The sequence below is a fragment of the Stenotrophomonas sp. STEN030 genome (genome assembly GCF_056759995.1).
Window position 1 is genome coordinate 19,878 of the sequence record NZ_JBRREB010000013.1, and the last position, 10,563, is coordinate 30,440.

3 protein-coding genes are annotated in these 10,563 nt (G+C 57.9%); 1 reads left to right on the forward strand and 2 read right to left on the reverse strand.

Translation table 11 applies throughout. The annotated features are described in order from the left end of the window. Positions 1 to 73 precede the first annotated feature (73 nt). A complete protein-coding gene (locus tag ACVOLR_RS06485) occupies positions 74 to 1,315 on the reverse strand; it encodes an HlyD family type I secretion periplasmic adaptor subunit (RefSeq protein WP_481535714.1) in 1,242 nt (413 codons plus the stop codon). Further along, positions 1,315 to 3,696 (reverse strand): type I secretion system permease/ATPase, encoded by a 2,382-nt coding sequence (locus ACVOLR_RS06490; RefSeq protein WP_481535715.1) that lies wholly within the window; start codon positions 3,694 to 3,696, stop codon positions 1,315 to 1,317. Before ACVOLR_RS06490 ends, ACVOLR_RS06485 begins: the two co-directional genes overlap by 1 nt. A gap of 657 nt (positions 3,697 to 4,353) precedes the next feature. On the opposite strand from ACVOLR_RS06490, the gene ACVOLR_RS06495 reads away from it, so the two are divergent. After that, a complete protein-coding gene (locus ACVOLR_RS06495) occupies positions 4,354 to 9,459 on the forward strand; it encodes an Ig-like domain-containing protein (RefSeq protein ID WP_481535716.1) in 5,106 nt (1,701 codons plus the stop codon). The last annotated feature ends 1,104 nt before the right edge of the window (positions 9,460 to 10,563 follow it).

The window sequence follows — 10,563 nt, forward strand, 5'->3', positions numbered from 1 at the left end:
CGGAAAGTACCTGGGGAGCCCCAGTCGCGCTGTGCTTGCCGGGACCACGCAAGCGGGTATCTGCCCGCGACGATTACCGCTCGCGAAATGCCTCGCGTGTCTTCAGTACCGGCTTGAGCAGATACTCCAGCACGGTCTTCTCACCGGTGCGGATTTCCACTGAGGCGATCATGCCGGGGATGATCGGTAGCTCCTTCCCGCCAGCTTCCAGTACGCTCTTGTCCGTGAGTACGGTTACGCGGTAGTAGGTGCTGTCCGGGCGTCCGGCTGCGCCCTTCTCTTCGTCCTTCAAAGTGTCTGGACTGATCAGCTCGACGGTACCGTTCAGACCACCGTAGATGCCGTAGTCATAGGCGGTGATCTTCACCGTTGCCGGCAAGCCGGGCCGGAGGAAGGCGACATCTGATGGGCGGATCTTGCCTTCCACCAACAGTTGGTCTTCCAGCGGAACGATTTCCAGAATGTGCTCGCCGGGTTGAATCACGCCGCCAACGGTGTTGACCCGTACGTTCTTAACCGTGCCGCGAACCGGCGCGGTGATGGTGGTGCGTTCAACCACGTCGGCGCGGCCGACCAGGTTCTCGCTGGTCTGTGAAAGTTCCATTTCCAGCTTCACCAACTCGGAGTTGGCGTCCGAGCGGTAACGATTACGGCGTTCAACAATCTGCGAACGGATATCGTTGGCCTGCCGACGCATACGCAGCAGTTCCACGTCAGACAGCAATCCTTTGGCCGCCAGCGGCTGGGCGAGGTTGATCTCGCGCATCGACAGAGCATAGCTCTGCTCCAGCGAGGCGACGCCTTCTTCCAGGGCGCGACGACGGGCGTTGAACGCACGGGTCTCACTGGCGACTTCGTCTTCAAACTCCCGCACCTGTGCATCGAACACCAGTGCTTCGCCATAGGCCTCGGCGCGCAGACGGGCGATGGTGGCCTTGAGCGAGATGACCTTGCTCAGTGCCTCGCGGTAGCTGGCGTTGGCTCGGGTGGGGTCGATCTTCAGCAGCACCTGGCCACGCTCGACCACGTCACCTTCCTGCGCAGACATCGCTGCGAGGATGCCGCCTTCCAGACTCTGGATGATCTGCTCGCGGCTCTTGGAGACGATCTTGGCTTCGCCCTTGGTGATTTCCTCAACGCGGGCGAAATGTGCCCAGGTGATGCCGACCAGCATGACCAGCAACACCATATAGGTGACGATGCGCGAGCCCGGTGTGGTTTGGGCGAGCAGTGATTCGGAGACGTCGTCCATGAAAGCTGCATCAGCAGCGCTGATCGATGAAGTTTGTTCCTTGGCTTTCTTCCGCGGGAACATCACTGCACCTCCTGTTGTTGCGGCCTGCTACGGCGCACACGTGCTGGCGTGGGCTGGATGCCGGGTGCAGGCTTCGCGTCGCTAGCTGCTGCGCGAGCAGGCGTGACTGCAACAGCGGCAGCAGGAACTGCAACAGAGCTAGCAGGCGCGGTGGCGGTTGTTGGCGCGACAGCCGGCGCGCGCGCCTCGCCGGTGGCGTTTGCACCCAATGCGGTGAGCACATTGGCCTTGGGGCCGTCGGCGACTACGCGGCCGTTGTCCATCACGATCACCCGCTCCACCAGGTTGAGCAGTGAAGGGCGATGGGTAACCACCACCAGCGTCTGGCCCTTGGTTGCGCGATGCAGATGCTCCAGGAACTGGGCTTCGGTCTGTGCGTCCATGGCGCTGGTGGGCTCATCCATCAGCAGCAGGCGCGGACGGGCGAGCAGGGTGCGAGCCAGCGAGATCAGCTGACGCTGGCCGCCGGATACACCGTCGCCATTCTCACCAATGGGCAGGTTCACGCCGCGCGGATGCGAGGCAGCAAACTGATCCAGGCCGGTCAATCGCAACACTCGCACGAACTCATCTACGCTGGCATCCGGGCAGCCCAGCATCACGTTCTCGCGCAAGGTGCCATGGAACAGGCGTGCTTCCTGGTTGACGAAGCCAACTGCCTTGCGCCAATCGGCTGGATCAATCTGGTTGACATCCAGGCCGTCGGTGAACATCTGCCCTTCGGTCGGCGAGTACAGGCGCGACATCACCCGCAGCAAGGTCGACTTGCCACTGCCAATGCGGCCGAGGATGGCTACACGCTCACCCGGGGCGATGGATAGATTGATATCGGTCAGCACCGGCGGGTTGGGCTGCATTGGCGGGGCGGGGTAGGAGAAGCCGATTTTCTTCAGTGCGATCTGTCCGCTCAGGGTTGGCGCCGGCAAATAGTCCTGGGCCGGGTCGCGATCCTGCGGCATTTCCATCAGCTTGTTCAACGATTCCAGTGCGGCCTTGGCTTGCTGGAAACGCACTGCAAGGCCAATCACCTGGCCCAGCGGTGCGGTGGCGCGGCCAGCCAACATCACGGTGCCAATCAGTGCGCCCATGCTGAGCGTACCGGCGGTGATCAGATAGACGCCGGTGATGACCAGTACCACCGTCTGCAGCTGCTGCAGCAAGGTGACAGTGCCGGTAGCGATGCTGGACAGGCGCCGTGATTTCATCGAGGTTGCCGATTGCAGGGCACTGAAGTGCTGCCAGCGGCGCTGCATGTTGGCGGTGCCACCAGTGGACTTGAGCGTCTCCATGCCTTCGATGGATTCGATCAGCACGCCCTGCTTGAGTGAGGACTCACGCAGGTTTTCCTTCATCACCCGGGCCAGCGGCCACTGGATGCAGACCGAAATGATGATGATCAACGGCAGGATCATCAGCGGAATCCAGCCAAGTGGGCCGCCAATGGCAAAAATGACGCCGACGAACATCAGCACAAAGGGAAGATCAGAGATCGCCGCCAGCGTTGCGGAGGTGGCAAAGTCGCGCACCGATTCGAACTCTCGCAACTGATTGGCGAAGCTGCCTGAGGAAGCAGGCTTGTGTTCCATCTTCAGCGACAGCGCTTGGCGGAAAAGCATGGCGCCCAGTACCAGATCAGCCTTCTTGGCAGCTACGTCCAATAGATGGGCGCGCACGAAACGGATGATGGCTTCAAATACCATCGCAATGATCACGCCGATGCCCAGTGACCATAGCGTGACAAATGCCTGGTTGGGTACAACGCGGTCATAGACATTCATGGTGAAGAAGATGCTTGCCAGTGCCAATACGTTGGCAAGCACCGCGGCGATGGCCGCACTACGGTAATAGCGTCGGTAGCGCCACAAGGTGCTGAACAGCCAGTGGCCCTTGGACTCCGGCAGTGCGTCGCCGGCACGGTTGTCCATATGAGCGCGAGGCTTCACCAGAATGGCGTGACCGGAGTAGAGCGCGTCAAGATCTTCGTGTGACAGGTCAACAGGTTCTGCGGACACCTCTGGAAGAATGACCGTGTAGCGTAGCTGCCGCTTGTTGTCTTCATCACGGACTTCCCTGCGCTCCAACAAGATGCCGCCGCCCTGTTGCTTGCGTATAAGAATGATTGGCATCACCTGTGCAGGCAGCTGTGCCAGAACGCGTTTCACAACGCCGCCGGTAAGGCCGGCATTGCTCAGTGCCTGCAATGCCAGTGACGGCGACAGCGCGCCATTCCATGGCAAGCCGGCAACCAGTGCGGCCGGGCTGCGGCTCATGTCGTAGTGATCACACATCCAGGAAACGCTTCGCAGCAATGTGTCTTCGATGCTGGTCTGGTCTTGTGTCATCGCTACAGCTTCGTCAGCCGGCGCGTTGGGAATGGTCATGGCAGATCCAGATAGAGGTGCCTGCGAAGGCAGGCAAAATTTCATCCGGGAGTGCCAAGCGTCAGCTGCCACCCGATGAGGATCAGAAGTCTGGGGTCCATCGGAGTAATGGCGAATAGGAATGCTCCCAATTGCTCAGTCCTTGTTTGGTATTCACAGGGAGTCTGATTTTCATCCTCAGTGTGACGAGTAAAAAACTGCGCTGTTGCTTCTTCTTCCAGAGGCTCCGTTCTCAGCCTTAAAACCAAGATCGTGGCCTGAAGCAAATAACAGTAACAGCGAGATGTGTAGAAGGTTTGGCTGCACGTTGGCGGAGCTCACGTTGATAGCGAGCAGAACAATTGCAGCTGTGGCGCAGGTGCGCTGTCTTGGGTCTTGCCTTCAGGACTATCCCTATATGGGTGCGCGTTCCTCAAGCCTATTGTCGTAGCGGAGGGCGCCAACTATCGGTGATGCAGCGAGCGGGTACCTGCTGCTGTCCTCAAGGCGTACTCAAAGGCCAGATTGAGTCTGAGTAGAACGCCAGTCTCATTCTCAGTTTCTGTCTTGAAACAGATGATCGATCGGATCGCCTAACGAATGCACGGGTCCCACGGCTGGTTGCCATCATTCAAGGTGGCGTCGTGAGGTTTTCACATGAGAAACAAAAGCGGGTGAATGAAAATGACAGCGATGATATCGGTGGTTGGCGGTGGCTCTGTGATCAGCTCGCAGCAGCTTGTAGTGGAGGGTGGCAATGTTGTGCATATCCATGCGGTGGATGGCGCCTGCTGCGTGCTTGAGAGTATTGAAGGTGGCACCGCCGAGGGGTATGTCATAGCCGAGCGCATCGGCAGCAGTCTGGTCCTGCAGCAGATGGTGGGCGGAACTGCGCCCACATTTGTCGTAATTGAGAATTTTTTTGGCTGTTCGGGTCAATTGGTGGGTCTGGGTATTGATGGCGAGCATCGGGACTATCAGGCCACCACCGACACGGGTGTCACTACTGTCGCGGAGATGCGGGATGGCTCATCGTCAATGATTTCGCTCGGCGCTCTCAGACCTACACCAGGATCAGTTGATTTCGAGTATGCCGATGGTGGAGCGTCGGGGTTCAGTAGCGCGTTGTTGGACAAGGCTGCAGTGACCGATGGCTTTGCGTTGGCTGGTGCAGATGAGAGCAGCGATGGAGGCAAGCTCAAGTCTTCGCCGCATGTGCACAATCCTGCACCAACGGATGAAGTTGCTGCTGGTTCTTCTGGCGCGATCGTGCTGGCCGCCGACCTGCCTGCAGCAGTTGATGGCGTGGTCGCCCTCAGCAAACCCGTGTACACACGTTCCATTCCAGGTGAAAAGGGCGATGCTCACGCTGAGCGGGTTCTACCCAAAGGAGTACTGGTGGACCCTGACCAACTAGCGGGTCTTGCCCCCCAGGAGCGCTCGGTCGACGATAGGCCAATCATTGATGCCGTTCTGGACGGTCAGGGTTCGATCCAGGGCGTAGTAGAAAGTGGTGGCTATACGGATGACGGCAGGCCACGGATTGTGGGCAAGGCCGAACCGGGCGTGCTGGTACACATTTACCGCGGTGTGGAACTGATCGGCCAGGTGATCTCGGGTGCAAACGGTGAGTGGTCGCTCACGCCGAAGCTACCGTTTCCCGATGGCGGCCATGCGATCAGCATCATCCACGAGTATCCGAATGGCGATGTGAGCGATTTCTCCGAACCTTATGTGATATTCGTCGATACAACTGTTCCCGATGTGCCTGTCATTGCAGGCATACAGGACGATCAAGGGCGCATCACCGGGGGAATCACCGATGGCATGATCACCGATGATGATCGTCCCACCATCGATGGCAGTGCCGAAGCGCACACCACGGTGATTGTCTATGACAGGGGCAAGGAGATTGGTCGCACGCTGGTCGGTGCTGATGGGAAATGGAGCTTTACGCCGGAGCCTGCATTGGTCGATGGCCTGCACATTCTGAGCTATTCCGCGGTGGACCGTGCCGGAAACGGTGGTGAGCGCACGGCTGCAACCGAATTCGTTGTCGATACACGCCCCGAGAAGATCAACATCTACTACGCTGAGGATGACGTAGGCAGCGTGGTCGACGAGGTATTCAGTGGTGGCATAACCGATGACAGTACTCCAACCCTGTTTGGCACGGCCACGGCAGGCGGAGTCGTAAAAATCTACGAAGGCAGCGCGCTGTTGGGGAAGGTCACCGCTGACGTTGATGGAACCTGGCAGTTCACCCCGGGTGTTGCGCTGAGTGAAGGCGTGCACAGCCTCCATGCAACGGTGACGTTGGTTGCCACGGGTGAGAGCGAACGCAGCAAACCGTTCAAGTTGACGGTGGACGTGACCCCGCCTGAAAAGCCTAGCATCGAGCAGGTGCTGGACGACGTCGGGGTAGTGCAGGGCGTGCTGGAGAATGGCGCAATCACCGACGACAATCGGCCGACCTTGCTCGGTAGGGCCGAAGCTGGCAGTGCCGTACATGTCTACAATGGCAGCAAGCTGCTTGGTAGCGTGGTTGCCGATGCCAACGGAACGTGGATCTATACGCCGGATACAGCACTTGTCGATGGTGAGTACACGTTTAGCGTGGTCGCCGAAGATACGGCAGGTAACTTGAGCGAATCTTCGGATGTTTTCGAGATCGTTGTCGCTTCTGCATCAGGTGCGCCGCCGACCATTGATGCTGTTTACGACGACACCGGCAGTAAGACAGGCAATCTGACGATGGGTGAGGAAACCGATGACTACCGTCCAGATTTCGGCGGCACGGCGGTAGCTGGAAGCACCGTCGTAATCAAGGACTACGGTATCGAGATCGGTCGTGTGCAGGCGGATGCAGAGGGCGGATGGGTGTTTACGCCGCAGCTGAATCTGGCAGAGGGCGAACACCGGATCACCGCCGAATCGATTGACGCTACAGGAAACATCAGCGCGCCATCGGATCGCTTCGACTTCGTCGTTGCACAGAATGGTGACGACCATCCGCGAGAGCTGGCCGGTGCTGGCTCGGTGAAGTTCAATGCAACTGTGGTGGTTGACACCTCGGGAAGCATGGGGGGAGCGCGAATATCGTCAGTGAAGGCAGCATTGCAGCTGTTGGCGGTTGAATATCTTGCTGCAGCTGGCGGGCAGGCCGTCACATTGACGTTGCTGAGCATGACCAGCAATGCTCCTGTGAAGTACAGCTTCAGCAGCGACCTGGATCTTGATTACAAGCTGTACATGGCTGCGGTCAGCTCGCTGTCTGCTGATGGTGGTCTGGATTACGATCGGACGATTCAGTCGGCAGCTGACAGCATCAGAGCCGACCATCTAGCGGAGAATGGCCCCAATCAGGTGTTCATCCTCGGTGATGCAGGGAACAGCCTGTCGCAGGCGACAGCGGACAAGTGGCAGGCGATGCTGCTCAACCCGACTGGAAACGAAGTTCTGGATACCCCCATCGTATCAACGCCGATCAGTGTGACGCCGTTCTACACGGGATACGAGCACTCGTTCCATTGGTTGGCCACTGGAGGAAAAGCCATCGAGCTACCCTCGCCAGAAATGTTGTCGGATGTCCTGCTGGGGGCCGTGATCGGCGACAGTGTGTCTGGGAACCTCTTGGACAATGATGTCAAATTGAAGCGTGACGGCAATGAGTACCTGGCCCAGGTCACCTTTGATGGCGGCACGTTCCGCATTGCGGCCAACAATTCGCTGGTGATGGTGAATGTCAGTGCCAACGTGAAAGGAATCTACGATCCGGATACAGGCCTGCTCAGCATCACGACTGATAGCGGAACGCTACAGGTCTATATGCATGCATCCGCCGCTCACCAGGCCGGCGACTACAGTTACAAGTCGAAGTTCGACCAGCTATACCATGGCGAAAGCGCGAAGGAAGAAACCTTTGGCTATATGGCGCTTGACACCAATGGTGTTTCGCAGTCGGCCAATTTGTACATCGTTCTGGAGCCCTCCGATGCGCGCAAGCTGCTGAAGATCGACAGGCTGGGCAAGGACACGGGGCTGCAGGGCGATTCTTTGACTGCCGATGGCAGCGCAGGGCGGGAGGTCTCGGGCACGCTGTCGCAGCATCTGGCAAGCGGCCTGAAAGTGCAGGTATCAGTCGATGGCGGCAACACTTGGTTGGACGCCGTTACGCACGGCAAGAGCTGGACTTTCATCGACCTGTCGGCTCATTCAAGCAGCTGGAGCGTGCAGGTGCGCGTAAGTGACGGCATTACCCATGGCACCCAGGTGCTGGTACAGGACGTGACGCTGGCCGAGGCTCCTGCGGCACCAGTCATCACCAGCATTCCCGAGGCAGAAAACATCTACACCTCCGTATTGGCGCAGGATGGTTCGGAGATGACCGTGTCGCTGGCCGGCACCGGAGCCACGGCGGGCGACAAGGTGCACATCCAGTGGGGAACCAGCACCTACGACCAGGTCCTGACTGCGCTGAACATCAGCAATGGCTTCGTCACCCTCAATGTTCCGGCGACCGTTACCTACTCAACGGCGAGTTACAACTATGATTTCGCGGTGACCGCGCAGATCATCGGCCAGGACGGTTCCATCGGCGCGCTGTCGGCGCCGTACAATGTTGTAGGAACGTATACCCGTGCTCTGCTGAGCGACGCGTTGCAGCTTACGCCGGTGGATGATGTTTACGCCGGCAATGGCTTCACTGTGACGACGACGGGTAGCTTGGCCAAGTCCGCTGCCACCACCAACAGTCTGGCGGGTTTGACCTTGAGCGATGCGCTGCAGGCAAACGCAACGTTCACACTGAACAAGGCGGCGGACCAGATAACGCTGCGCCTGAGTGGAGCTGACAACGCTTTGGGGGCGCAGATTCGCGTGTTCGACGTAAGCGGAAATCTTCTTCACCAGCAGACCGTCTTTGGCGATGCGACAGCGCGACATACGGCAAACTTCACTTGGACCAAGAGCGGTCTGGCGGACATCGGGTCGTTCACGGTGACCGCAATGAGTACGAGCGTGACCTTGGATTCGTTCAGTCAATACGTGGTCACGCATACAGAGGACAAGCGTGACCAGCACCTGATCGACGCCCTGGCAGAGACATTCCATGGCTCGGCAGCGGATGACGTTGTTTCAATCTCGCAGTACGCGCACACCTACTTTGGGCAGGCTACCGCGGCCGTTCACGGTGGTGCTGGAATAGACACACTTAAGATCGTTGGTGCCTATCATCTGCTGGATATGACCGCAGCGGGCAGCAAGATCAGTTCGATGGAAGTCATTGATCTGACGGGTGCCGGAAACAACACGCTGACGCTGAATCTGTCGGATGTGCTGCGCAATGGCGGCACGAATATCTTCCACGCTGGCGACGCGGATCGCGTGCAGATGATGGTCAAGGGTAATGCGGGTGACAAGGTCAATCTGAGCGATCTTCTCACTGGAAACGTCGATCACGGCGACTGGGTGAAGCAGACAACCGTGGTGATCGAAGGGGTCACCTATGACGCTTTCCAGCATTCCTCCTTGGCTGCGGAACTGCTGGTACAGCAAGGCGTGAACGTAGTGGTGACGAACTCTGCGGTGGTGGGGGCTGTCGATCTCTATGGCGAACCTGCGCTCGCTGCAGTATCGGAGGTGCTGGCCGCAGCCAACGATGAGCTTTTCCCTTCTCCAACCCTGGCGAACCACAGAGGCGATCTCGTGGCGAGTGTTGTCGACGTTGGCCATGCGTACGGCTTCGGGCTGGATATGCAGGACTACAGACTGGAAGCCTATTGATGGAACAAGGCAGTGGCGGCTCATCGCCGCTGCCTTCTGCTCCGCTTGATGTCCTCTGCGTGGTCGGCGCCGCAGCGGCTGTTGAAGTCCTATCGGCGATGTTGAGGGCAAAAACGTACGGCTGAGGTCCCACGGTTGCCTGCATTGGTGGGATAGTTTCTTCGGTGGCAGGGAGGGCGTTGCCAGTCCTGGAGGAATGCAGTGGTGGTTACTGAGTCGCCTTCTACAGCCAGCAGTGGTCGCATCGGCTGTCCAGATCGGGGCGATGCTTCAGTAGTAACAGTCCTCTAATCAGGATGGACCGTGGCGCACCCGGGAGCAAGTATCTGGATGACTTTCAGAATCCCCGCTAACAGCTCCGCGGCGGGGAGCTGTGCTTGCCCGGGCTGTGAGTCGAACGGTCGTTGCACGATGTTTCCGGTCTTCCGGCGGAAACGCAATGTCACGTTACTGCGAAACATGCAGGATGCCGGTGCGGTTATCAAATATGAAACTGTTTGTGTTTTAGTTTTCATGCAAAGAGCAGCGTATGCCGCAATATATATGCAGTGTGGCTTGGGCAGGAGTAAGTGAATGTTTATTGGCTTTCCGCTTCAGTATCAAATATGAAACAGGCGGCATTCCGGATTTACGTTGGTATGTCAGATGCGGTTGGGGGTATGTCAGCTGATTAGGACATAAAGAAGCGTCGGTGATAGTTCGGGGGTGCCTTGTCGTCGCTATCGCTAGACCGCCGCGGAGTGCGTGAATTGCAGCGTAAGTTATTGAATTTGGATGGTTTGGCTTTCGAGGCTGGCGCGTTTTCAACGCTAAGTTGTGATCGCAAAGGGCGAATTTTGCCCAATGTGTTTTCACTTGCAGGAAGGTGAGTCATAACCTTTATCGCGTTGGTCTCTAGTTTTAAACTTGAAACTCTATATTTCTCTTTCCTGTTCCTATTTGTATGTGCTGCGCCGGTTTGAGACCTGTCCTATTTAAGGGTGGTATTGCGGTGGCAATAATCTCGCCATTGATGAATCTGATCGTGGATGGTCGGTTCAAATTATATGGTGTCTGAAATATCGGCCCCGTCAATCAAGTCATGATCATTCAGGTGATTCAGCG